Below are 23,793 nucleotides of genomic sequence, written 5' to 3' on the forward strand. Positions count from 1 at the left end.
ATGTCTGATGAAGTTTAATGTTCGATTGTTAATGTTATGTTAAACAAAAAAGGATAGTTTAATGAAAACAGAATTACAGTATTTGTTGAATTTTTTCAGGAGGCCTACCTACAACAGCCTTTTCATTATTAATTACAATTGGTCTTTCAATTAACTTCGGATTTTCTATCATAGCATTGATAATATCTGCCTCTGATAAATCTTTGCCTTTATAGCTTTCTTTCCAAATAGCTTCATTTTTACGAACTAACTCTAACGGAGAAATTCCCAACAAATTAATAACTGATTTTAATTCTTCTTTTGAAGGAGTTTCTTTAAGATATTCCCTTATTTCAAACTCTTTTCCAGATTCTTGAAGGATTTGTAATCCTTCTCTAGACTTTCTACAACGAGGATTGTGGTATATTTTTATCATAATTCTTTTTGTCCGTTTAACATTAAATAAGCCTTTAAAAAAGGGTTGATATTTCCGTCCATAACAGCATCAACATTCCCTGTTTCATGAGCAGTTCGTACATCTTTTACCAATTTATAAGGATGCATAACATAGTTTCTAATCTGACTGCCCCATTCATTTTTTAGTTTTCCGGCTTCAATATCATCCCTAGCAGCTTGTTGCTTTTGTAATTCTATCTCGTATAATTGAGATTTCAACATCTGCATAGCTGTAGCTCTATTATCATGTTGTGATCTTGAATTAGAGCACGAAATTTGTATCCCCGTTGGTTTGTGCGTTAGTTGTACTTTCGTTTCTACTTTATTTACATTCTGACCTCCAGCACCACTTGAACGAGCTGTAGTAATTTCAATATCGGCTGGGTTGATTTCTATTTCTATTGAATCATCTGCAACTGGATATACATATACTGAAGCAAAAGAAGTATGTCTTTTTGCATTGCTGTCAAAAGGAGAAATACGAACCAGTCTATGAACTCCATTTTCACCTTTTAACCAACCAAAAGCATAGTCGCCATCAAATTCTAGAGTTACTGTTTTTATTCCTGCAACATCACCTTCTTGATAATTTAGTGTAGTTATTTTAAAACCTTGTTTTTCAGCCCACATTGTATACATACGTGTTAGCATCTCTGCCCAATCACAACTTTCTGTTCCGCCAGCACCAGCAGTAATTTGAATAACGGCACTTAAGCTATCTCCTTCATCAGAGAGCATGTTCTTAAATTCGATATCTTCAATAAAAGATTGTGTTTTTTCGTATTGATTTGTTATTTCTGATTCTTCAACTTCTCCTTCTTTATAAAAATCATATAAAACTTGAAGGTCTTCGTCTAAAGTAACAGCTTTGTTATAGTCTTGAACCCACTTTTTTTTGAAACGAAGCGATTTCATCAAAACTTCAGCTTCTTTAGGATTATTCCAAAAAGTAGGATCAGCAGTTTTTTCTTCTTCATTAGAAATCTCAATCAATTTTTTTTCAATCTCTAAATAGTCTTTGAGTTTAGATACTCTTGTTGAAATATCTTTAAGCTGTTCTTGTGTAACCATAAGTTCAGCAAAAATAATCGAAAAAATGAGAAAGTCTTTATGATCTAATCTGACTTTCAAATATTCTGAATTATTGTTTTAAACAGGAGAGTAGTATTTGTGAATTTTTTACAAGAAAAAGAAGAAAGAAAATTAGTTTCGCTAAATATCTTTAAATTTACCTTTCTTCAAACAAACTAAAATGAAAAAAATATTTACAGTAATTCTCTTTGCATGCTTTTTCACACAAGGATATGCGCAATTTTTCAAAGACAATAAAAATATTCAAAAATTCGAAGGGTATTTTACTTTCTATTACGATGAAAGTAAGGATAAAATATTCTTAGAAATTGAAAAACTAGAGCAAGAATTTTTATATGTAAACTCACTTTCGGAAGGAGTAGGGTCTAATGATATTGGTCTAGATAGAGGTCAGTTAGGAGGAGAGAGAGTTGTTAAGTTTCAAAAAGCAGGAAACAAATTATTGCTAATACAACCTAACTTAGATTATAGGGCAATTACCGATAATGTAGAAGAAAGACAATCTGTTAAAGAAGCTTTTGCAAAGTCAGTCTTACATGGATTCAAAATAGAGAAAACAGAAGGGAAAAAATATTTAGTTGATGCGACGTCATTTTTTATGAGAGATGCTCACGGTGTGAAAGCTAGATTATCTGGTTCTGGTCAAGGTAGCTACAGTTTAGATATAAGTAAAAGCGCTTTTCACCTAAAAAGAACAAAAGCTTTTCCTAAGAATGTAGAGTTTGATGTAATGTTAACTTTTAAAGGAACTCCTAAAGGATACAACATAAGAAGTGTTACGCCAACTTCATCATTAGTAACTGTTCACCAGCATCATTCTTTTGTTGAATTACCGGATGATAACTACAAACCAAGAATTTTTGACCCTCGATCAGGATCATTTTCTATGTCCTACCTAGATTACGCTACACCTGTTAATGAATCCATCAGAAAAAGGTATATCTACCGTCATAGGTTAGAAAAAAAGAATCCTAATGCAGCTGTTAGTGAAGCTAAGGAGCCAATTGTTTACTATTTAGATAGAGGAACACCAGAGCCAGTTCGTTCTGCTTTGTTAGATGGTGCTAGATGGTGGAATCAAGCTTTTGAAGCTGCGGGATACAAAAATGCTTTTCAAGTTAAAATGTTACCTGAAGGAGCAGATCCTTTGGATGTGAGATATAATGTAATTCAATGGGTACATAGATCTACTAGAGGTTGGAGCTACGGAGGTTCAGTTTCTGATCCTAGAACAGGGGAGATTATCAAAGGTCATGTAAGCTTAGGCTCGTTGAGAATACGACAAGATTTTTTAATTGCGCAAGCTCTACAAGCGCCTTATAAAAATAATGATAAGGATGATGATTTTGCACTGCAAATGGCTTTGGCTAGAATTCGTCAATTATCTGCTCATGAAGTAGGCCATACAATTGGTTTAGCTCACAATTTTGCAGCCAGTTCTAAAGGAAGAGCTTCTGTAATGGATTATCCGCATCCTACACTAACGATTAAAAATGGGAAAATAGATTTCTCGAATGCATATGATACTAAAATAGGAGATTGGGATAAGGTAGCTGTTGCATATTCTTATTCAGAATTCCCTCAAAATGAAGAAAATAAATTGAGAGAGTTGTTAGATGATGCTTTTAAAAATGGAGCTCGATTTATTTCTGATCAAGATGCTAGACCTGCTGGTAGTGCTCATGCTTATGCACATCTTTGGGATAATGGAGCAGATGCAAGTACAGAATTAGAGAATGTTTTAGCCATAAGGAAGCTTGCCATCAAGAATTTTTCTAAAGATAATATCAAAACAAATCAACCTTATTCTGTTTTAGAAGATGTTTTTGTGCCATTATATTTCTTTCATCGCTATCAAACTGAAGCAGCTGCAAAAGTGATTGGAGGTTTGGATTATACATATGCTATAAAAGGCGATGGGAGTACAATCGTAAAAAGAGTAGATGGAAAAACAGAAAGAAAAGTATTGTCTACTATTTTAAAAACGTTAGATGTTAATGAAATTGCTATTCCTAAAAGATTATTATCGTTATTTCCTCCAAGAACTATGGGATATGGCAGAACAAGAGAGTCGTTTAAAAGTAAAGCAGGTGTAGCTTTTGACCCTTTTGGAGCTGTGGAAACCGCCTCGAATATGACCATGAAATTTTTATTACATCCTGAAAGAGCAACTAGGTTAGTTCAACATCAAAGTTTAGATAAAAGTCAATTAGGTCTCAACGAATTGATAGATGAACTAATTAAATCAACAATCAAAAGAAAACATAAAGATTCTTATAATCAGGAGTTACAGAATGTAATCAGTACTCAAGTTGTAAATCATTTATTTGCTTTAGCAACAAGTAATTCAACTTATAAACAAGTTAATGCAATTGCTAATGCCAAAATAAGAGAAATACAAGAATATTATAGAAATTCGAAAGAGAAAGGTGTTCAGAAAATGTATCAACAGGAAATACTATCGTTGATACATAATTTTATCAATTATCCTGAGAAATATAAAAAATTAAGTTCTCCTAAGATCCCAGATGGATCTCCTATTGGTATGGATTGATAATTGAAAAAATTAAAGCTGAAATAAAATTTTTAAGATATATATGATTGTAGATTTAATAAGCGATACAGTAACTAGACCAACAGCTGGAATGTTAGATAGTATGATGAAGGCTAAAGTTGGAGATGATGTTTTTAAAAATGATCCTACAGTTGATCTCTTGCAAAAAGAAGTAGCAAAACTATTTGGAATGGAAGATGCGTTGTTTTTCCCCTCTGGAACAATGGCAAATCAAACAGCTATCAAATTACATACGCAACCTGGAGATAAAATTTTTTGCGACAAATGGGCACATGTTTATCAATATGAAGGAGGAGGAGCTGCATTTAACTCAGGTGTGACTTGTAAACTAATTGATGGTAATCGTGGAATGTTTACTGCTGAACAGTTAGAAGTAGCTGCTGCCGGAAGAGCAGATATTCATGTTCCTTTTTCTAGATTAGTTTGTATAGAGAATACAACAAACAAAGGAGGAGGTGCTTGTTGGGACTTCAATGAGCTTGAAAAAATTAAGCAAGTTTGTGAAACTAATAATTTAAGCTATCATTTAGATGGAGCGAGACTCTTTAATGCTTTAGTTGCCAAAAACGAAACTCCTAAGCAATATGGAAATTTATTTGATACTATTTCTATTTGTCTTTCTAAAGGATTAGGAGCTCCAATCGGATCAGTTTTGTTAGGAAGTCAAGAACATATTGCTAAAGCATTGCGTATTCGTAAGTTGTTTGGAGGAGCAATGCGTCAAGTTGGTTTTTTAGCTGCAGCTGGGTTATATGCCCTAGAACACAATGTAGAAAGATTGGCTGAAGATCATAAAAAAGCAAAACAGATAGAAAGTGTTTTACATTCTCTTTCCTATGTAAAGAGAGTTGAACCTGTAGAAACTAATATTTTAATTTTTTATGTACAGGATGATATGGATGCAGATAAGTTTATTGCTAAAATGGCTGATAAAGAAATTTTATTAACCCCTATGGGTGATGGAAAGATTAGAATTGTCACTCATTTAGATTTTACCGACCAAATGCTAGATAAACTGATTAATGAATTGAAATCATTTTAAAATAAAAAGCCTCCAAAAATGGAGGCTTTTTATTTTAATTTACTTCTTCAAGTTTAGTAAGTTCTTTGTAGTTTCTCTTCAATTTTTTTAGAAGAATTCCGTAAAGTAAGTAGTAAAATAATAGTAAAAATAGAATTACAACTACAAAAGCAATAGTTTGTGATAATATATATACTGATAAAAGTTTATCAGGTTCCATACTTATGTTTTCACTAGAGAATATTTCTTCAATTGCTCCAGGTGTATTGATAATAATGATATTTACAATAATCATCATAAGTGTAGTTACTATAATATTATAATACACATAAAATTTAACGGTTTTCCTAACTTTTATAATTCTACGCATTAAGGTTTTAGTGTCTTCAATAGTAGAGACAGAGGAATAGTTTCTATAAAAGATGATAAGAAACAATACAACAACAACATAATTAAAATAGTATGCAAAATTGATGTATTTCATCAGCCCTAACTTTTCATAAACTTCTACAGCATCGAGGTGAGAGAAAATACTACTTAAAATAATCCACAAAGTAAATTCAAGAAGCCCTATGATAAATATCCATTTGGCTATCGAAGTAGATTTGGTTTGCGTCATCTTATAAATCTCAATAGCTGAGATTTTATGTTGATCTTCAGGTTGATTTTCCCAAGCCTTCTTATATTTTGCTAAATCCATATAATTATTCTTTTATGGGTTTAATATTTTTTTCAATTTGTCTTTTGCTCTATTCATTTTCACTCTCGCATTCACTTCAGTAATACCTAATGTTTCTGCAATTTCTCTATAAGGTTTATCTTCTAAATACAAGAAAATAAGAGCTTTGTCAATATCGTTTAATGTTCTTATTGCACCATATAATGCTTTTAACTGTAACTCTTCAGTATCATCATATTCACTAGATTTAATTTTAAAAGCTAACTCACTTATGTCTTGAGTTTTTATCTTTCTAGTTGATTTTCGATACAGTGAAATAGCAGTATTAAGAGCTACTCTATACATCCAAGTGCTAAACTTAGCATCACCTCTAAATTTCGAATAGTTCTTCCATAATTGTATGGCTATTTCCTGAAACAAATCGTTATGAGCATCCTGATTTGTCGTATAGATTCTACAAACCTTATGAACAATATTTTGATTTGCTTCAAAATCTGTTAAGAAATTATGTTCTAGTTTGGTTTGCACTCTTGAGTTAATTAATTTGATAATAAGTATGCAATTTGATAAAAATGTTACAATAATTATCTGAAAACTTCTATTTTAAATAAAAGACTTATCTTTGTTTAAGATAACAGAATGAAGATTGAACAGTATTAAGAAAGATTTTACGATTAAAGACCTTGAAAATATTTCAGGAGTTAAGGCTCATACGATACGTATTTGGGAAAAACGTTACAACCTTCTTCAGCCTAGAAGAACTGATACCAACATCCGTTATTACTCTAATGAAAATCTTCAAAAGTTATTAAATATTGTTTTGTTAAATAGAAGCAATATTAAGATATCAAAAATAGCTCAAATGTCTGAAGAAGACATTGTTCTTAACGCAAGAGAATTAGCTTTTAAAGTTGCAGTTAATGATGAAGCTATCAATTCTTTTAAACTTTCAATGTTTCAGTTTGATAAAGTACTGTTTAATAATACTTACAATAAATTACTGCACAAAAAAACATTTAGAGAAATTTTCAAGGATGTGTTCATGCCATTTTTAGAACACATCGGTTTGTTATGGCAAACAGAGACTTTGTTGCCTGCACATGAACACTTTATTTCTAATTTAATAGCACAAAAAATTCAAATTAATACAGAAAAGTTAGAGTACAGTATTTCTAATACAAACAAAATATATGTGCTTTTTTTACCAGAAAATGAAGTACATGAACTTGGTTTGCTGTATTTGAATTATGAACTGGTGCTAAGAGGAAATCAAACAATTTATTTAGGGCAAAGCCTGCCTTTAAATAACTTGAACTATTTCTTTGAAGGAAATCAAGAAGTATGTTTTATTACTTCAATGACGGTTATGCCATATGATGATAAAATAACCGAATATTTTTATGAAATAGATGATCTTTTAAAGAACTCAAAGCACTCACTTATCGCTATTGGAAGAAAGGTTGTTGATGTTGAGAACTTAGATTTTCAATCTAATATTACCCTTTACCACTCAGTTAGTAATTTGTTAAAAGAATTATAATTTTTTTTTGAATTTAATTTTTGTTTAACTTATTATTATATTTGTTAAACAATTTAATTTATGAATAAATCAATCCATATTATTGGATCGGGCTTTTCAGCTCTTTCAGCGTCCTGTTATTTAGCTAAACAAGGCTATGATGTTACGATATATGAGAAGAATGATACAGTAGGTGGAAGGGCAAGAAGACTCTCAATTGAAGGATTTATTTTTGATATTGGCCCTACTTGGTATTGGATGCCTGATGTTTTTGAACGATTTTTTGGTGATTTTGGCAAAAAACCTTCAGATTATTATGAACTAGAAAAGTTAGATCCAGGCTATAAAGTCTATTTTGGTAAGAATGATTCTATCACAATTTCTGGTGAGATCGAAAACATTTATAGAGTTTTTGAAACTGAAGAGCCTGGGAGTTCAAAACATTTAAAGAAATTTTTAAAATCTGCTAAAGACAATTATGATACAGCTATAAAAGATTTAGTTTACAAGCCTGGAGTTAGTCCTTTAGAATTGGTCAGTACAACCACTGTAAAAAGAGTCTCTCAATTTTTTTCAACTATCAGAAGAGAGGTTCGTAGAAAGATTAAAAACAAAAAACTGATACAAATATTAGAATTCCCTGTTCTGTTTTTAGGAGCAAAACCAAGCAATACTCCTGCTTTTTACAACTTTATGAACTATGCTGATTTTGGCTTAGGAACTTGGCATCCTAAAGGAGGGATGTATAGTGTGGTGCTAGGTATGAAAAAATTAGCTGAAGAACTGGGAGTCTCTTTTGTTACCGGTGCCAATGTTGAAAAAATTAACGTAACTGATGGAAAAGTATCCGGACTAAAGGTAAATGGAGAAAAAATTAGTTCTGATTTAATTCTTAGTGGAGCAGATTATCATCACTCAGAGACTTTATTAGATTCTAAATACCGACAATATTCTGAATCTTATTGGAATAAGAAAATATTTGCTCCATCATCTCTACTATTTTATGTAGGGTTCGATAAGAAAATAGAAAATGTAGAACATCACACTCTATTTTTTGATACCGATTTTGATGAACACGCCAGAACAATCTATGACGATCCGTCATGGCCTGAAAAACCTCTTTTTTATGCTAGCTTTCCTAGTATTACCGATGAAAAATTTGCTCCTGAAGGAAAAGAGGCAGGTATATTTTTAATACCTCTTGCACCTGGTATAGAAGACAATGAAGACTTGAGGAATCAATATTTTGATTTGATTATCAATAGGTTAGAGAAATTAACAGAACAAGACGTCAAAAAAAACGTTATCTTTAAAGAGTCATTTTGTGTGAATGATTTTGTTAAAGATTATAACTCATACAAAGGAAACGCATATGGCATGGCAAATACATTGATGCAAACTGCCTTTCTCAGACCAAAAATTAAGAGTAAGAAAGTTGAAAATTTGTATTTCACAGGTCAACTAACCGTTCCAGGTCCAGGTGTACCACCATCCTTAATATCAGGGAAGATAGCATCTGAGCTAATTAAAAAAACAAGATCATAAAAATGAAACATCTATTTGACCAAGTTAGCTTTGAAACTAGCAGATTAGTAACAAAAAAGTACAGCACTTCATTTTCATTAGCAGTAAAAATGTTATCTCCTAAAATCCGTGCAGCCATCTATAATATATATGGATTTGTTCGTTTTGCAGACGAAATTGTAGATACTTTTCATGATTATGATAAAGAACAATTGCTGTTGGACTTCGAGAACGATTATTACAAAGCTTATAAAACAGGAATTAGTTTAAATCCTATTTTAAATTCTTTTCAGAAAACCGTAAAACAGTACAATATTACTGATGATATGGTTCAGGCATTTTTAAAAAGTATGAGAGCAGATTTGTCAAAATCTGTATACACTACAAAAGAAGAGTATGAAGATTATATTTATGGATCTGCAGATGTAGTTGGTTTAATGTGTCTAAAAGTTTTCGTTGATGGAAATGATGAGAGATACAACGAATTAAAAGATGCTGCTATGAGATTAGGTTCAGCTTTTCAAAAAGTAAATTTTTTACGTGATTTAAAGGATGATTATGAGTTGTTAAACCGTTCTTATTTTCCCAATGTAGATTTAACATCACTAGATAGCAATTCAAAACAAAAAATTATTCTAGAAATAGAAGAAGATTTTAATTTTGCTTTTAATCATGGGATTTTAAAGTTGCCCGTAGAAGCAAAGTTTGGTGTTTATATGGCTTACAGATATTATAGAAGATTATTAAAGAAACTAAAGAAAGTACCTTCTTCTAAAATTATTCAAACAAGAGTGCGTATTTCAGATCCAATGAAGATAAATTTGCTAGCCAGAAGCTATGTAAAATATAAATTAAACATGATTTAATGATTTTTACTTTAATCACAATTGCTACGTTTTTAATCATGGAAGGAGTCACTTGGTGTACCCATAAGTTTGTAATGCATGGTTTTTTATGGTATTTGCATGAAGATCATCATCAACCGAGATATCAGACTCCCTTTGAAAAGAATGATCTCTTTTTTGTCGTTTTTGCGGTACCTAGCATTTTGCTTTTCTACTTTGGTATTAGACCAGAACTCAACTATCTTTTCTTTATAGGATTAGGTATTCTATTTTATGGTATTGCTTATTTTCTTGTGCATGATGTGCTTATTCATCAGCGTTTTAAATGGTTTAAGCATACAAAGAATCGTTACTTGTTGGGATTGCGTAAAGCACATAAAATACACCATAAAAAGTTAGGAAAACATCATGGCGAGTGTTTCGGAATGCTATATGTTCCTTTTAAATATTTTCAAACTTATAGAAGATAAGATCTTGTTACTTAACACGTAATCTTATCAATAAAAACATCAAAGAAAAAATCTTTCTTTTTTTACAATTTTCTTTCTTACCTTTTTGGTCTAATTAATGAAAGAATACGACTACATAATTACTGGAAGCGGTGCTTCTGGATTGATGTTAGCCTATAGGATGGCTAATGATTCTTTTTTCGACTCCAAAAGTATTCTCATCATTGATAAAGAAAAGAAAAGCACAAACGATAGAACCTGGAGTTTTTGGGAACAAGGTAAAGGAGAATGGGACGATGTTGTTTGTAAATCTTGGAACCATATTCTTTTTAATAGCGATAACTTTTCTAAAAAAATATCACTTTCTCCGTATTCGTATAAAACTATTAGAAGCGAAAAATTTTATAAGCAATTATGGGAAGTTATAGAATCTAAAGAGAATATTAGTTTTATTGAAGACACTATTATAAATATAAGTCACAAATCTCATAGCGCATCAGTATTAACGAAGAAAACAGAATATCACGCATCCAAACTTTTCAATAGTATTTTATTTGGAAAAATGTACAAACAACAACTAAAGTATCCAGCTTTAGAACAACATTTTGTAGGATGGTTCATAGAAACAGAAAGTGATATGTTTGATGATACAGCGGCTACTTTTATGGATTTTGCTGTTCAGCAAAGAGACAATACAAGATTCATGTATGTGCTGCCAATGTCTCCTAGAAAAGCACTTTTTGAATACACCTTGTTTTCTAACAATCTATTAGAAACTTCAGAGTATGAAAAAGAAATCGAGAGGTATTTGAAACAAAAATCGATAACAAAATATACAATTGTAGAAAAAGAGAAAGGGATAATACCTATGACATCTTATCGATTTTGGAAGCATAACTCTAAAAATGTATTGAATATAGGAACTGCAGGAGGTTGGTCTAAAGCGAGTACAGGATTTACTTTTATGAATATTAATAAGAATACAAGCGAATTGATTGAATTTATAAAGACAGGTAAAAGCTTTAGAGAGTTTAGAAAAAAAACTAGATTTTGGTGGTATGATTTACTATTGCTTGATGTGCTTTCTAAAGAGAATCACTTGGGATCTAAGATATTTTCAAAACTATTCAAAAGAAATTCAATCCAAAAGATATTTAAATTCTTAGATGAAAGAACTAGCATTACTGAAGATATATCAATTTTCTTAACAATGTCTCCATTCCGATTTGTAAAGGCCTTATTTAAAAGAATTTTTTAGGAACTACAATTCATCCTTAAAAAAAGACAACTCGGTAATTATTTGTTTTTAAAAGAAGTCATGTATTGCACATTTGCAGTGTAATTAATCATTAAAAACAAAAAAAATGAAAATTTTAGCAACTATTTTAATAGCGACTACAATCCTTACAGGAGGATTAATGTCAAACAAGAAACAAAAAGTTACAGCGACAGTAGTAAACGTAACAAGCAACGATGGGAAAGTAGCATTTGCTCTTTACAATAAAGACAGTTTTATGAAAGTGCCTTTGCAATCAAAAAATGCAAAGATCGTAGATGGAAAAAGTACTGTTGTATTTGAAGGTGTAGAACCAGGAGAATATGCAATTATTTGCTTCCACGATAAAAACGATAATGACAAAATGGATTTCCAAGAAAATGGAATGCCAATGGAAGACTACGGAGCGTCAAATAATGTAATGAGTTTTGGGCCTCCACAATATGACGATGCAAAGTTTACTGTATCTGATAAAGAGGTAACCTTAGAAATTAAGTTTTAGGTTAGAGAACTTTAGTTAAATTTATAACCAAGAACAAAAGAAACTGACAAAATGAACCAGCAAAGAGAAATTAGAGAAGTTTTCACTATTAGAAATATTAGAAAAGGACTTGTATTATGTTTACAAATTACCTTAGTATTTACCTTTCTTTTTGGAGTTTTACTTCCGCTACCAAATTTCTCTTTTGAAGCTATTTGGAAATCGTTTGTAATCTCAGGGCTTTTTTCATTCGGAATGGGATTTGGAAATGGTTTTATTAATAATTATTTAAGCTCTAAATGGGATTGGATTACTCAAACCAATCAACGAGTAACTGCAGGAATTATAGCTACAGTACTTTACACTGTTCCTTTAGTCTTGGCAATCAATTATCTAATGATTATTGTTTGGGGAGGTGATGAACCAGCTAATTTTTTTAAAGGAAATAATTTTTGGGTTCATTTGTTTTATATCATCTTGTCTTTGGGAGTCTCTACATTTTTCCATGCACAAGGGTTTATGCAGAATTGGAAAGCTGCTATGACGCAAAAATCTACTAGACAAGAGATTGTAGCCAAAACAGAAACAGCAAAGTTTGAATCTTTAAAAAGTCAGATAGATCCACATTTCTTGTTTAATAGCCTTAATGTATTAACATCCTTGATAGGGGAGAACCCTTACCAAGCAGAAAAGTTTACAACCAAGTTATCAAAAGTATACCGATACGTTTTAGAGCAAAGAAATAAGGATTTAATTCCTCTAACAGAAGAATTAAAGTTTGCAAAAACTTATATGGAATTGTTAGGAATGCGTTTTGAAGATGCTGTTCAATTTGAAATTCCTTCAAATGTTAGTAATGGAGAATTAAAGATTGTTCCACTATCATTACAGTTGTTATTAGAAAATGCAGTAAAACACAACGTAGTATCGTCTTTAAAACCATTAAAAATAAAGATGTATGAACAAGATGGTTATTTGGTTATTGAAAACAACATAAACCCTAAAGAAGCTATAGGAAAGAGTACAAAGGTCGGATTGAGAAATATTGCAGACAGATATGGACTAATCACTAAAAAAAGAGTGGTTATAGAAAACGATAACAAAACATTTAAGGTGAGTTTACCTCTCCTTACACAAATTAACAATATTATGTATTCAGAAGATTTAGAAAACAGCAAATATGTACGCGCTGTTGAGCGTGTAGAAAAATTAAAGGAGTTTTATCAAAACTTAGCATCCTATGTGATTATTATTCCGTTTTTGATTTTTATCAACCTTTATTTTTCACCACATTTCCATTGGTTTTGGTTTCCTTTAGTAGGATGGGGAATAGGAGTTATCTTCCATTGGCTAGAAGCGAATAACTACAACGTATTCTTAGGAAAGAATTGGGAAGAAAGAAAGATTAAAGAACTTATGGACGATCAAAATAAATCAAGATTTCAATAATTATGGAAAGAGATTATACAGAAGAACAAAAATTTATAAAAGCTCGAAAAAGAGTAGAAGAAATTAAAGGATTTTATACGCACATAGTAGTAACAATATTAATTATTCCTTTCTTAGTGTTTATTAATCTAAAATTTGTACCTCAATTTCATTGGTTTTGGTTTGCTGCTATTGGGATGATTTTAGGAGTTTTCTTTCATTGGTTAGGTGTTTTTGGGTTTAAAAACGTTCTAGGGAAAGATTGGGAAGAAAAGAAGATTAGAGAGATTATGAAGGAAGAAGATAGAGAAAGAAAATAATAATGGAAAAAGAGAATTACATCCAAGAAGAACATTATTTAAATGCTAAAAAAAGAATAAAAGAAATCAAAGCTTTTTATGTTCATTTAATTGTCAACTTAGTTTCTATTCCTATCATAGTAGCTGTTAACTTAGTATTTTCACCAGGCTTTCATTGGTTTTGGTTTGCAGTAGTAGGAATTGCATTGGCAACATTCTTTCATTGGTTAGGTGTTTTTGGACTTAACAATAAAAGAATAAGACAATGGGAAGACAAAAAAATTAAAGAACTTATGAATGAGCAGAGTAATTTTAAATCAAATTAAAATGGAACAGAATTACATCAAAGAACAACAATATTTAAAAGCAAAAAAAAGAATTAAAGATATTAAGGGATTTTACTCTCACTTATCAGTATACATTGTTGTAAACATATTTATTAGCGGAATCATTGTTTATGGCTTAAGTAATGATGAAGATAGAAGCCTGGGAGAAGCATTAACTCATTTTGGAACGTATTCAACTTGGCTGTTTTGGGGAATAGGATTGTTTTTTCATTGGTTAGGTGTTTTTGGTTTTAAGAGTTTTTTCGGAAAATCTTGGGAAGAAAAAAAGATCAAGGAACTAATGGATAAAGATGATGAAGTAAGCAGGAAAATTTTAAAAAAATAAATGATGAATACAGATAACGAACAAATGAATAGAAAATATCTACGTGCTAAAAAACGTGTAGAAAAATTAAAAGGATTTTATTGGCACCTTACAGTATATATAGTTATCAATACAATTATTTCGGTTTTTAAAATTATCAGTGATGCTAATAATGGCAGTGAAGGGTTAGAAGAAGCTCTGTTTGATTTTGATAATTATTCTCTTTGGCTATGGTGGGGAATCGGAATAGCTTTTCATACCTATAATGTTTTTGGCGCCAATCTTTTATTCATGAATAAAGATTGGGAAGAGAAGAAGATTAAAGAATACATGGACGAAAAATAAATCAGAATATAATGAATGTTATCATCATTGAAGACGAAAAACCTGCAGCTAGAAGACTTTCTAGAATGCTTAATGAGTTAGGGATAGAGGTAAAAACAATGCTCCATTCGGTAGAAGAATCGTTAAACTGGTTTCAGGCAAACAAACATCCAGACCTTATCTTTTTAGATATTCAATTATCTGATGGATTGTCTTTTGAAATTTTTGAAGAAATTCCGGTTAGTAGCGCTATAATTTTTACAACAGCCTATGATGAATACGCATTAAAAGCTTTTAAATTAAATAGTATAGATTATCTATTAAAGCCTATTGATGAAGATGAACTAAAAGTTGCTGTAGATAAATACAAAAATCAACAACCTAAAGAATCAAATTTACAGGTAAATATTGATGATATAAGACGATTGCTTATCAATCCTATTGATAGAAAGTACAAGAAGAGGTTCACAATAAAAATTGGGCAGCATTTAAAGATTATTCATGTAGATGAAATAGAATGTTTTTACAGTGAAAATAAAGCCACTTATATTCATACAAAAGCAAATAGAAATTACTTAATTGATGGCTCGTTAGAAAATTGGCAAGATCAATTAGATCCTGAGCATTTTTTTAGAGTAAATAGAACTTTTGTTGTTCATATTAATGCAATTAAAGATATTATTTCTTACACAAATAGTAGGTTAAAACTCATCTTACATACCTATAAAGAAACCGAAATTATTGTGAGTAGAGAAAGAGTAAAAGATTTTAAAAAATGGATCGATAGATAGTGAATAATTAACATAGGTTAATTTGATTCTTTTTATATCTTTACATTATATTTATTGCTTTAGATAACATTTTATCAATTCAATCGTTTTAATTAACGATTAACCAAGGAAAAGAATGATGAGAAAAAACGTATTCTTAGTTTTTGTAATATCATTGGCGTTGTTTTTTAGTTGTGACAACAGTAAAAAGTTTCAAATTAAAAAAGGTCAAGTTGGACTCTTAACAACCAAAACAACGGTACAAGATTTAAACCATATCTTTAAAAATGATTCTATTGTTAAGAACCTGAGTGAAGGTTCGTTAGGAGATAGATTCTTTCAAGATGATGATGAATACTTGGTCTATGAAAAAGGAGGGAAACACCTGTTAACTATTGTACCAAAAGAACAATTAGATTCTACTTCTACAATTAAAAGTGTACAAATTTTCGACAAAAGGTTTAAGACCGAAAAAGGATTAAATCTGAATTCTACTTTTGCTGAAGTAAACATGAATAATAATATAGATAAGATAGAATCTACACTTGCTTCTGCTACTTTATTTATTGATGAATTGAATGCAACCATATCAATAGATAAAGAAGAATTAGGATTAAAAGCATTTAGTAATCAGCAAGTTACTAAAGAGCAGATTCCTGATTTAGCAAAAATGAAATCCTTTACCATTTGGTTTAATTAATGTCTAAGAAATATACCATTCAGAAAACTCCATTTGTTGTTCCAACCAATGATGGAAAGTTAATTGAAGAGCATTTTGGAAATGCTACCGATGGTAATTCTCAAATAAGTATAGCCCACATGATTGCTCCACCAGGATGGAGTGAGCCATTTCAAACTCCAGAATTTGATGAATATACCTATATCATCAATGGAAAAAAACAATTCAATATAGAAGGAGAACTTGTTACTCTTGTAGCAGGAGAGTCTATTAAAATAGATAAAAATACTCGTGTTCAATATTCCAACCCGTTTGATGTTGAATGCGAATACTTAGCTATTTGTTTACCTGCGTTTTCAATTGATCTTGTTAATAGAGAAGAAAGCTAGCATATGACTAGAGTTATCATAAGTGTAGTTCTAGTATTTTTTTCTTCTCCATTCTTTGGCCAAGAGGAGGTAAATTTTGACGACCTGCAAGCAATAAAAAACGACACACATATCTTTTATAATATTGGAGGGTATACCATAACTACACAAGACTACAGCTCACCTTTTACTGATAAGAAGTTAAAACCTATTTTTCGAGATTATAAAATAAGAAGAAAGAAACGACAACCAGAGATAGACACTAATTTGAATATTAAGCATTATCGTTTTTCTTCAAGTTCGTCAATTAATAAGGAACATAAAAGTTATTATGTATGCTATTTTATAGAGAATAGAGGCAGGACTTCGGTTGTTACTTTTGCGGGATTACAAAAGCCATTATCTTCTTTTATGACTGCCTTTATAAAGAAGTTTTTAAAGAACGATTTTTCAAAAGAAATTTATGCAGCACGTAAAATAGACTCTATAAAATTTACTGGTAGATATATCAAATTAGGTCCAGCTTGTAGATGGATGGGAGTTCGAAATGTGCAATGTTCTTATAATGGCCAAATGGATTGGACAATTCACGGTACTCTTGAAGATGCAAGAAAGTTTAATCAAATAAGAGAAGCTATAAGTACGCATCAAAGAAAATTAAAAGTAGTTTCTAGAGATTCTATTAACATTCAATTTGAAGGAGTTACAACAAAAGCATTAAAAGTAGTTTACGATGTAAAAGGAATCAATTCGTTCCTACTCAATTTACAATCAGGAGCTAAAAATTTGATAGTTTATTATGTTGCTGAAAAGATCCGCAATAAATATGTAAGCTGTATTTTAAGTCATTGGAATAACGATCGTATTCAACCTAACGGTTTACCAGCCTTATTAGGCGAAGTTATGAAGTTAAAAAAGTAATATTGCGTTAAATTTTTGCTAAACACCTGATCATAAATATTTATATAGCTGAATTTCTATTATTTTAACTGCCTATCAACTTTAATAATCAACCATGTTAGAGAGAGTGCAAAAATATTATCGCATTGGAGCTGTAATTCTCTTTGTCCTCATTTTTATTATTGCATTTCAAACCTACCAACAAATATTCTATATAGAACGCTTTCAATTAGCTAAAAATGTTGAGTTCTTTGACGTGCTTAAAAACCAGTTTTTTAGATGGATTATTTGGTTGTTAATAGCATTTTTGCTCCCTTTTTTTGTGGCAAAAGACAAAGAAAAGTCTATTAGTTTTAGCTTAGTAACAAAACATTTTCTATTAATTATTTTATTAGTTATCCTTAATGTATTTGTTATTTCTTTCATCCAAGCATCAAATGCTGTGGAAGTTACTCTGCATAGTTTTTTCTCTGATTATGTAGTGTTTTTTCTTTTTCAGAAATCACCTATGTATACTTTAGGATATATAGCTTTTACTGTAATCTTATTCTTTTATTTTAAAAATGAAACATTACAGGTAACAGTACAAGAACTTATAGATATCAAAGAGAATCATCAAAAAGAATATCAATTGCTTAAGAACTCAAATGTTGATGAGGATCAGGTTTTGAGTATAAAAATTGGGAATAAATTAAAAATTATTCCTATTTCTGAAATCAATTGGATTGAAGCCGATGACTATTGTGTAGTAGTTCATGCAGAAGACAAGCCTTCTTATACCATGAGAAGTAGTTTAAAATCTTTAGAGAATAAGTTACCCACTTATTTCATGAGAGTTCATAGAAAAGGAATTGTGAATATGAGAAAAGTAAAAGAGCTAAAAAATGCAGACAATACTTCTTGTCTTGTTATTAGTAATGATGCAGAAGTTCCGGTGTCAAAAGCCAATATAAAAGCAGTAAAGCTATTTTTACAGCATAATTCTTAGTTTACTGCAAAAACAAGTCATTTCACTGCAAAGTAATTTTTAAAACACCGGTTTTTTTATTCATTTGAAGTAAAATCACATCAGATGAAAAAACTTTTAGTAGTACTATTTTTAATAGGAACTCAAAGCTTGTATGCACAATATGAGTTTGAACCAAATAAAAAGAATCCGTTTGGAAAATACAATCCAGAAGCTCCGAAACAATTAAAAGATTATGAAGCTTTGATTGGAGAGTGTAAGTGTAAATCTGTTTCAAGAAAGCCAGATCAATCTTGGGCTGAACCTGTTGATATGATTTGGAGATGGAAGTATATTATGAATGGAAAAGCTGTGCAAGATGAGACTTTAAAAGCAGATGGAAAACATTCAGGAAGTATTCGTCAATATAATAAAGATAGTTTGCGTTGGAATGTACATTATTACTCATCGTCAACAATTTCTCCTGTTTTATCAGTTTGGAATGGTAATAAGAATGATGGAAAAATAGTTTTATATAGAGAACAGAAAGCGCCTAACGGAATGGAAGGGTATTATAGACTTACCTTTTATGATATCTCTAAAAAAGGATATAAATGGATAGGAGAGTGGGTAGACAAAACAGAAAAAATTGTTTTCCCTACTTGGAAGATAGAATGTATTAGAGAAGATTAATTTCTTCTCTGCCTTGCCAATAAAGTATTCTTTAAAAGCATAGCAATAGTCATAGGACCAACACCTCCAGGCACAGGAGTTATGTATTCAGATTTTTTAGATACTTCTTCAAAAGCTACATCACCAACCAATCTAAAACCTCGCTTTTTACTTGCATCATCAATTCTTGTAATTCCTACATCTATAACTGTAACTCCTTCTTTTACCATATCAGCAGTTAAAAATTCAGGAATCCCAAGTGCAGCAACAATAATATCGGCTTGAAGAGTAATTTCTTTTAAATTTTGAGTTCTGCTATGGGTAATAGTAACCGTAGCATTTCCAACTTTTCTCTTCTGAGATAATAATATACTCATGGGGCTTCCTACAATATGACTACGTCCAATCACAACCACATGTTTTCCTGAGGTTTCTACATTGTACCTATCTAATAGTTCTAGAATACCAAAAGGAGTTGCAGAAATGAATGTAGGTAAGTTCAAAGCCATTTTTCCAACATTGGTCGGATGAAACCCGTCTACATCTTTATCAGGATGTACAGCCATAATTACCTTTTGCTCATCAATATGTTTAGGCAATGGAAGTTGAACAATAAAACCATCAACCTCATCATTATTGTTAAGATTATCTATTTGAGACAGTAATTCTTCTTCGGAAATATTTTCTGATAATCTTACCAGAGTAGATTCAAAACCAACACGTTCACAAGCTTTTACTTTAGCATTTACATAAGTTAAACTAGCACCATCGTTCCCAACAATAACAGCTGCTAAATGAGGAACTTTTTGACCTTGTTCTTTCATTGAAGTAACCTCAATTGCTATTTCATCTTTAATGTCTGAAGAGGTTTTTTTACCGTCTAATAAAATCATTTGTGTTGTTGAATTATAATTAAACAAAAAAGGCTACTTCATAAGTAGCCCGTATTTTTATCTCATTCCTTTCATCATTTGCATCATCTTTCTTCCGCCTCCACCTTGCATCATCTTCATCATTTTGCTCATTTGGTTGAATTGTTTCATTAACTGATTTACTTCCTGAACAGAAGTTCCAGAACCTTTTGCAATTCTCTTCTTTCTACTAGCATTAATCATTGTTGGTGTACTTCTTTCTGCCGGAGTCATAGAATGAATGATGGCTTCAATTCCTTTAAATGCATCATCATCTATATCCACATCTTTTAACGCCTTTCCAGCACCTGGAATCATGCCTACAAGATCTTTCATACTACCCATCTTTTTGATTTGTTGAATCTGTGATAAGAAATCATCAAAACCAAATTGATTTTTAGCAATCTTCTTTTGAAGCTTTCTAGCTTCTTCTTCATCGTATTGTTCTTGGGCTCTTTCTACAAGTGATACAACATCTCCCATTCCCAAAATACGATCTGCCATACGGTCTGGATAGAACACATCAATAGCATCCATTTTTTCACCAGTACCAATAAACTTAATAGGTTTATTTACTACAGATTTGATAGATAAAGCAGCTCCACCACGAGTATCACCATCTAATTTAGTAAGAATAACTCCTTCAAAGTCTAAGATGTCATTAAATGCTTTTGCAGTGTTCACAGCATCTTGTCCAGTCATAGAATCTACAACAAACAATGTTTCTTGAGGAGTAACCGCTTTGTGAATATTAGAGATTTCTGTCATCATCTCTTCATCTACCGCTAAACGACCAGCAGTATCTATAATAACTACATTCTTACTATGAGCCTTAGCATATTTGATAGCATTTTGTGAAATCTCTACAGGGTTTTGATTTCCTTCTTCTGCATATACTTCTACACCAATTTGCTCACCAACAACTTTCAATTGATTGATAGCGGCAGGACGATATACATCACATCCAACCAGAAGAACTTGTTTAGATTTTTTGGTTGTTAGATAATTGGCAAGTTTTCCAGAAAAAGTTGTCTTACCAGAACCTTGTAATCCAGACATTAAAATAACAGAAGGATTACTACCAAGATTAACTCCTACAGCATCGCCACCCATTAATTCGGTTAACTCATCTTTAACAAGCTTTACCATTAATTGCCCTGGATTTAATGTAGTTAATACATTTTCACCAATTGCTTTTTGTTGTACTCTCTTGGTAAACTCTTTAGCAATCTTAAAGTTAACATCGGCATCTAACAATGCTCGTCTTACTTCTTTTAGGGTTTCTGCTACATTTACTTCTGTGATTTTACCATGCCCTTTGAGGGTGTGTAAGGCTTTATCTAGTTTCTCGCTTAAATTATTAAACATCCGATTTAATTGCTTTTTTTGGAAGCAACAAATATAGAAAATACCACCGTTTTACTCAAGTAAAAGAAGACTTAATCTTTCTTGGCAAGGAGACTGGCAGCAAAGTTGATAAGATGTATTATAGTTGCTATAATAAATAGGGTAAAAGCTAGTATAAGTATAATGTTCATTCGAGAGACTTCATCGTATGAAGTACTAGCATCTGAACTGTAAATGTAGTAAAGCAAGGGAATTAAAGCGATAATTTGTAATACAATATGCAGTATGGTTAAAACCTTTTTAGGAGTCTTTTGCGTAATTGTTAATGAAGCATAATTTACTGCAATTAGGATAAAGAAGAAAGATGAAAACAGGCATACACTCCAAGATTTTAAATCGATATAAGTTCCATAAAGAGCTAATTTTATAGCACCTTCTTTATGAATTAATCCGGTAATTAAGACTAAGATTGCAAGAAAAATGAAAAAAAACTGAGGTTTTTTAATAAACTTTTTCATGATGAATAATCGTTCTTCAATATCTGTAAATGATGTTCTGTGTGATATGCAGACCACATAATAATTTCTCTTAATGTCATTCTACCCATTAGGGGATGAGGTAACAATAAAGTATCTAAATGCTTGTCTTTAAATTTTGATGTTTTGTACTGTAATTTCTTACTTAAAACTTGAAGAGAATCTGTTAGTTCTTGTTTTTCTTTTGTTAAAGGCTTTCTTAATCCTTTATTAAATTCTTTAGCTCTCTCTTTATTTTCCGTAAGACGTTCTTGATACCGCTTGGCTACATCTTCATAACTTCTAGAAGGTCTATTGGATGTTCCAAACTTATATTTTAAAATAAATTTAGGGTATTTAAGAGCTTTGTTCAACATTTTACCAGTGTTCACAAGATGTAAAATTTGCTGACCAGTAGTCCATCTTTCATCAGGGCCTTTTTCCCAATTTTCTTCTGAAGAATTAGCTAACCAATCAAACAATTCTTGATGTTTTTGCTCAATAATACTAACAATATTTTCTTTGTTCATTTCCCTAAAATTCTAAGAGACAAGATACAAAAGTATATGGATAGTACAATTCACTACAAAAATTAATCAGTTCAATACATCTAGTTTTTTCAGAGACGAATGACAACATACATTTGTTTCATCAAAAATCAATAAAAATAGAAACCATGCAAATAAAATTTTTAACAAAGATTATCTGGGGAGCAGTTTTAGCAACAAGTTTGTTATTGTATCCAACAGATGTTTTAAGTCAGAAAACAGTCATCAAAGGAAATAACTCTTACTCTTACAGTAGTCATGATGACGATGGTGTTAGAACGATTACTATAAAGAATGGAAGAAAAGATTTTAAAATAGAGTATGAAGGTGAAATTACACTTTCAAATGACGATAAAGATATTGTTGCTATTTCTAGAGGAGGTTTTATAGAAATTAGAAAATCTCGTTTTGGTAAAAGAAGACGTTTAGTTATTGAATCTGAAGGAGGGAAACTTGAAAGAAGATATTTTGTAGGATCTAGAGAAGTGGATTACAATCCAGAAGGGAAAAACTGGTTAGCAGATATTTTACCTGATATTGTGAGAACTACTACTATTGCTGCTAAATCTAGAGTAGATCGTTTTTACAAAAGTGGAGGAGTAAGAGCAGTTATGAATGAGATTAGAGAAATGGAATCTGATTATGTAAAGGCTGCTTACATGAAAATTCTTTTGAAAAAGAACTTGAAAAATTCAGAACTAGTTAATGTAATTACTACTGCTGGTAATGAGATTAAATCAGATTACTATGTGTCGCAAATATTAAAGTCAAATCAAAAAGCTTTTTTGGCAACAGAAGCTACAAGAACTGCATACATAAAAGCTGCAGCTGGAGTTAAATCAGACTATTATGTATCGCAAATACTTAAAGCTGTAATTAATGATTCTTCTATTACTGACAGACAAATGTCTGATTTACTAGAAATAACTAAGAGTATAAGTTCTGCTCATTATTTAACTCAGATTTTATCATCTATCATGGATAAAAGACAGTTAAATAAACAGAATATGACTACTATCATGAAGCTGTCTGAGCAAATTAATTCTGATCATTATAAAACTCAAATTTTGCGTAGAGCGCTAAAGAAAGATAACATGTCTAAAGAAAATTATGCAATTTTCTTAAACAGTTTAGATAAGATTAAATCAGATCATTATACAACTCAAGTGATTAATGATTTAATGGTAGAAAACATTAGTAGTGCAGATTTAACAAAGCTTTTAAACATTATTGATAAAAATATTCAGTCTGATCATTATGCAACAAATATCTATAAGAAGTTGGCTAAGAATAGAAATATTACTGAATCTCAGTTAATCCAACTAATGGAGTCTGCTTCTAGAAGTGTTGGGTCAGATTATTACCTATCTAGCATTTTAGTAGCCTATGCTAGTAAAGTAAAAAGATCTTCACAAAAAGTGAAAGACGCGTATAGCAAAGCTGCCAAAACTATAGGTTCAGATACTTATTACGGTAGAGCTATGAAAGCAATGTATTAAAATATATAAGGTAATCAGTTTTCTCAAATTGATTACCTTA

Annotated in this window: 28 protein-coding genes; 20 read left to right on the top strand and 8 right to left on the bottom strand. The window is 31.0% G+C overall.

Going from position 1 to position 23,793, the window contains the following annotated elements; translation table 11 throughout:
* Positions 1-73 precede the first annotated feature (73 nt).
* Both arsC and prfB read right to left on the bottom strand, forming a co-directional pair.
* Positions 74-415 (bottom strand): arsenate reductase (glutaredoxin), encoded by a 342-nt coding sequence (gene arsC / locus AAON49_RS01040; protein WP_349551990.1) that lies wholly within the window; start codon positions 413-415, stop codon positions 74-76.
* Positions 412-1,506 (bottom strand): peptide chain release factor 2, encoded by a 1,095-nt coding sequence (prfB, locus tag AAON49_RS01045; protein WP_349551991.1) that lies wholly within the window; start codon positions 1,504-1,506, stop codon positions 412-414. The genes arsC and prfB overlap by 4 nt, the downstream gene beginning before the upstream one ends.
* A gap of 181 nt (positions 1,507-1,687) precedes the next feature.
* Between prfB and AAON49_RS01050 the strand changes: the two genes are divergently transcribed.
* Together AAON49_RS01050 and AAON49_RS01055 are read left to right on the top strand one after the other, a co-directional pair.
* On the top strand, positions 1,688-4,081 hold the full coding sequence (locus tag AAON49_RS01050; RefSeq protein WP_349551992.1) for a zinc-dependent metalloprotease: 2,394 nt from the start codon (positions 1,688-1,690) through the stop codon (positions 4,079-4,081).
* 43 nt (positions 4,082-4,124) lie between these two features.
* Positions 4,125-5,144 (top strand): threonine aldolase family protein, encoded by a 1,020-nt coding sequence (locus AAON49_RS01055; RefSeq protein WP_349551993.1) that lies wholly within the window; start codon positions 4,125-4,127, stop codon positions 5,142-5,144.
* 34 nt (positions 5,145-5,178) lie between these two features.
* On the opposite strand, the gene AAON49_RS01060 is transcribed toward AAON49_RS01055, so the two are convergent.
* A complete protein-coding gene (locus AAON49_RS01060) occupies positions 5,179-5,823 on the bottom strand; it encodes a DUF8845 family protein (RefSeq protein ID WP_349551995.1) in 645 nt (214 codons plus the stop codon).
* A gap of 12 nt (positions 5,824-5,835) precedes the next feature.
* Complete coding sequence (locus tag AAON49_RS01065; RefSeq protein WP_349551996.1) at positions 5,836-6,330, bottom strand: RNA polymerase sigma factor; 495 nt, start codon at positions 6,328-6,330, stop codon at positions 5,836-5,838.
* Positions 6,331-6,448: 118 nt separating this feature from the next.
* Between AAON49_RS01065 and AAON49_RS01070 the strand changes: the two genes are divergently transcribed.
* The 17 genes from AAON49_RS01070 to AAON49_RS01150 all read left to right on the top strand — a co-directional run bounded on the left by AAON49_RS01070 (position 6,449) and on the right by AAON49_RS01150 (position 18,954).
* On the top strand, positions 6,449-7,342 hold the full coding sequence (locus AAON49_RS01070; protein ID WP_349551998.1) for a MerR family transcriptional regulator: 894 nt from the start codon (positions 6,449-6,451) through the stop codon (positions 7,340-7,342).
* Positions 7,343-7,402: 60 nt separating this feature from the next.
* Positions 7,403-8,866 (top strand): bifunctional phytoene desaturase/3,4-desaturase, encoded by a 1,464-nt coding sequence (gene crtID / locus AAON49_RS01075; RefSeq protein ID WP_349551999.1) that lies wholly within the window; start codon positions 7,403-7,405, stop codon positions 8,864-8,866.
* A gap of 2 nt (positions 8,867-8,868) precedes the next feature.
* Entirely contained in the window at positions 8,869-9,711 is an 843-nt protein-coding gene (locus AAON49_RS01080) for a phytoene/squalene synthase family protein (RefSeq protein ID WP_349552000.1), read from the top strand.
* Positions 9,711-10,160, top strand: a complete 450-nt coding sequence (locus AAON49_RS01085; protein WP_349552002.1) for a sterol desaturase family protein — start codon at positions 9,711-9,713, stop codon at positions 10,158-10,160. The genes AAON49_RS01080 and AAON49_RS01085 overlap by 1 nt, the downstream gene beginning before the upstream one ends.
* Before the next feature lie 97 nt (positions 10,161-10,257).
* Positions 10,258-11,397 (top strand): lycopene cyclase family protein, encoded by a 1,140-nt coding sequence (locus tag AAON49_RS01090; RefSeq protein ID WP_349552004.1) that lies wholly within the window; start codon positions 10,258-10,260, stop codon positions 11,395-11,397.
* Between the two features lie 106 nt (positions 11,398-11,503).
* Complete coding sequence (locus tag AAON49_RS01095; protein WP_349552006.1) at positions 11,504-11,917, top strand: DUF2141 domain-containing protein; 414 nt, start codon at positions 11,504-11,506, stop codon at positions 11,915-11,917.
* Positions 11,918-11,968: 51 nt separating this feature from the next.
* Entirely contained in the window at positions 11,969-13,345 is a 1,377-nt protein-coding gene (locus AAON49_RS01100; RefSeq protein ID WP_349552008.1) for a 2TM domain-containing protein, read from the top strand.
* Positions 13,346-13,347: 2 nt separating this feature from the next.
* Entirely contained in the window at positions 13,348-13,644 is a 297-nt protein-coding gene (locus tag AAON49_RS01105) for a 2TM domain-containing protein (RefSeq protein ID WP_349552010.1), read from the top strand.
* A gap of 2 nt (positions 13,645-13,646) precedes the next feature.
* On the top strand, positions 13,647-13,949 hold the full coding sequence (locus AAON49_RS01110) for a 2TM domain-containing protein (RefSeq protein ID WP_349552012.1): 303 nt from the start codon (positions 13,647-13,649) through the stop codon (positions 13,947-13,949).
* Positions 13,921-14,295: a 2TM domain-containing protein gene (locus AAON49_RS01115; protein ID WP_349552013.1), complete on the top strand. Its 375-nt coding sequence runs from the start codon at positions 13,921-13,923 to the stop codon at positions 14,293-14,295. The genes AAON49_RS01110 and AAON49_RS01115 overlap by 29 nt, the downstream gene beginning before the upstream one ends.
* A 3-nt stretch (positions 14,296-14,298) precedes the next feature.
* Positions 14,299-14,619 carry a 2TM domain-containing protein gene (locus AAON49_RS01120; protein WP_349552014.1) on the top strand — a complete coding sequence of 107 codons (321 nt, stop codon included), beginning with the start codon at positions 14,299-14,301 and terminating at the stop codon, positions 14,617-14,619.
* 11 nt (positions 14,620-14,630) lie between these two features.
* Entirely contained in the window at positions 14,631-15,389 is a 759-nt protein-coding gene (locus AAON49_RS01125; protein ID WP_349552016.1) for a LytR/AlgR family response regulator transcription factor, read from the top strand.
* Between the two features lie 118 nt (positions 15,390-15,507).
* The gene (locus tag AAON49_RS01130; RefSeq protein ID WP_349552017.1) at positions 15,508-16,068 is read left to right on the top strand and encodes a hypothetical protein; all 561 of its coding nucleotides are present in this window, start codon (positions 15,508-15,510) and stop codon (positions 16,066-16,068) included.
* A complete protein-coding gene (locus AAON49_RS01135; protein ID WP_349552018.1) occupies positions 16,068-16,436 on the top strand; it encodes a cupin domain-containing protein in 369 nt (122 codons plus the stop codon). The genes AAON49_RS01130 and AAON49_RS01135 overlap by 1 nt, the downstream gene beginning before the upstream one ends.
* A 3-nt stretch (positions 16,437-16,439) precedes the next feature.
* Positions 16,440-17,336: a hypothetical protein gene (locus AAON49_RS01140; protein ID WP_349552019.1), complete on the top strand. Its 897-nt coding sequence runs from the start codon at positions 16,440-16,442 to the stop codon at positions 17,334-17,336.
* Positions 17,337-17,430: 94 nt separating this feature from the next.
* Positions 17,431-18,303 carry a LytR/AlgR family response regulator transcription factor gene (locus tag AAON49_RS01145; protein ID WP_349552020.1) on the top strand — a complete coding sequence of 291 codons (873 nt, stop codon included), beginning with the start codon at positions 17,431-17,433 and terminating at the stop codon, positions 18,301-18,303.
* 84 nt (positions 18,304-18,387) lie between these two features.
* The gene (locus tag AAON49_RS01150; protein ID WP_349552021.1) at positions 18,388-18,954 is read left to right on the top strand and encodes a hypothetical protein; all 567 of its coding nucleotides are present in this window, start codon (positions 18,388-18,390) and stop codon (positions 18,952-18,954) included.
* On the opposite strand, the gene folD is transcribed toward AAON49_RS01150, so the two are convergent.
* The 4 genes from folD to AAON49_RS01170 all read right to left on the bottom strand — a co-directional run bounded on the left by folD (position 18,951) and on the right by AAON49_RS01170 (position 22,236).
* The gene (gene folD / locus AAON49_RS01155; RefSeq protein WP_349552022.1) at positions 18,951-19,826 is read right to left on the bottom strand and encodes a bifunctional methylenetetrahydrofolate dehydrogenase/methenyltetrahydrofolate cyclohydrolase FolD; all 876 of its coding nucleotides are present in this window, start codon (positions 19,824-19,826) and stop codon (positions 18,951-18,953) included. The genes AAON49_RS01150 and folD overlap by 4 nt on opposite strands.
* Positions 19,827-19,883: 57 nt before the next feature.
* A complete protein-coding gene (gene ffh, locus AAON49_RS01160) occupies positions 19,884-21,212 on the bottom strand; it encodes a signal recognition particle protein (RefSeq protein ID WP_349552023.1) in 1,329 nt (442 codons plus the stop codon).
* 71 nt (positions 21,213-21,283) lie between these two features.
* Positions 21,284-21,709 carry a hypothetical protein gene (locus AAON49_RS01165; RefSeq protein ID WP_349552025.1) on the bottom strand — a complete coding sequence of 142 codons (426 nt, stop codon included), beginning with the start codon at positions 21,707-21,709 and terminating at the stop codon, positions 21,284-21,286.
* Positions 21,706-22,236 carry a DinB family protein gene (locus AAON49_RS01170; protein ID WP_349552026.1) on the bottom strand — a complete coding sequence of 177 codons (531 nt, stop codon included), beginning with the start codon at positions 22,234-22,236 and terminating at the stop codon, positions 21,706-21,708. Before AAON49_RS01170 ends, AAON49_RS01165 begins: the two co-directional genes overlap by 4 nt.
* A 146-nt stretch (positions 22,237-22,382) precedes the next feature.
* Here AAON49_RS01170 and AAON49_RS01175 point away from each other — a divergent pair, with 146 nt between their 5' ends.
* Positions 22,383-23,753: a hypothetical protein gene (locus tag AAON49_RS01175; RefSeq protein WP_349552028.1), complete on the top strand. Its 1,371-nt coding sequence runs from the start codon at positions 22,383-22,385 to the stop codon at positions 23,751-23,753.
* Positions 23,754-23,793: the final 40 nt, after the last annotated feature.

It is taken from the genome of Pseudotenacibaculum sp. MALMAid0570 (assembly GCF_040151415.1).
In the GTDB taxonomy this organism is placed as follows: domain Bacteria; phylum Bacteroidota; class Bacteroidia; order Flavobacteriales; family Flavobacteriaceae; genus Polaribacter.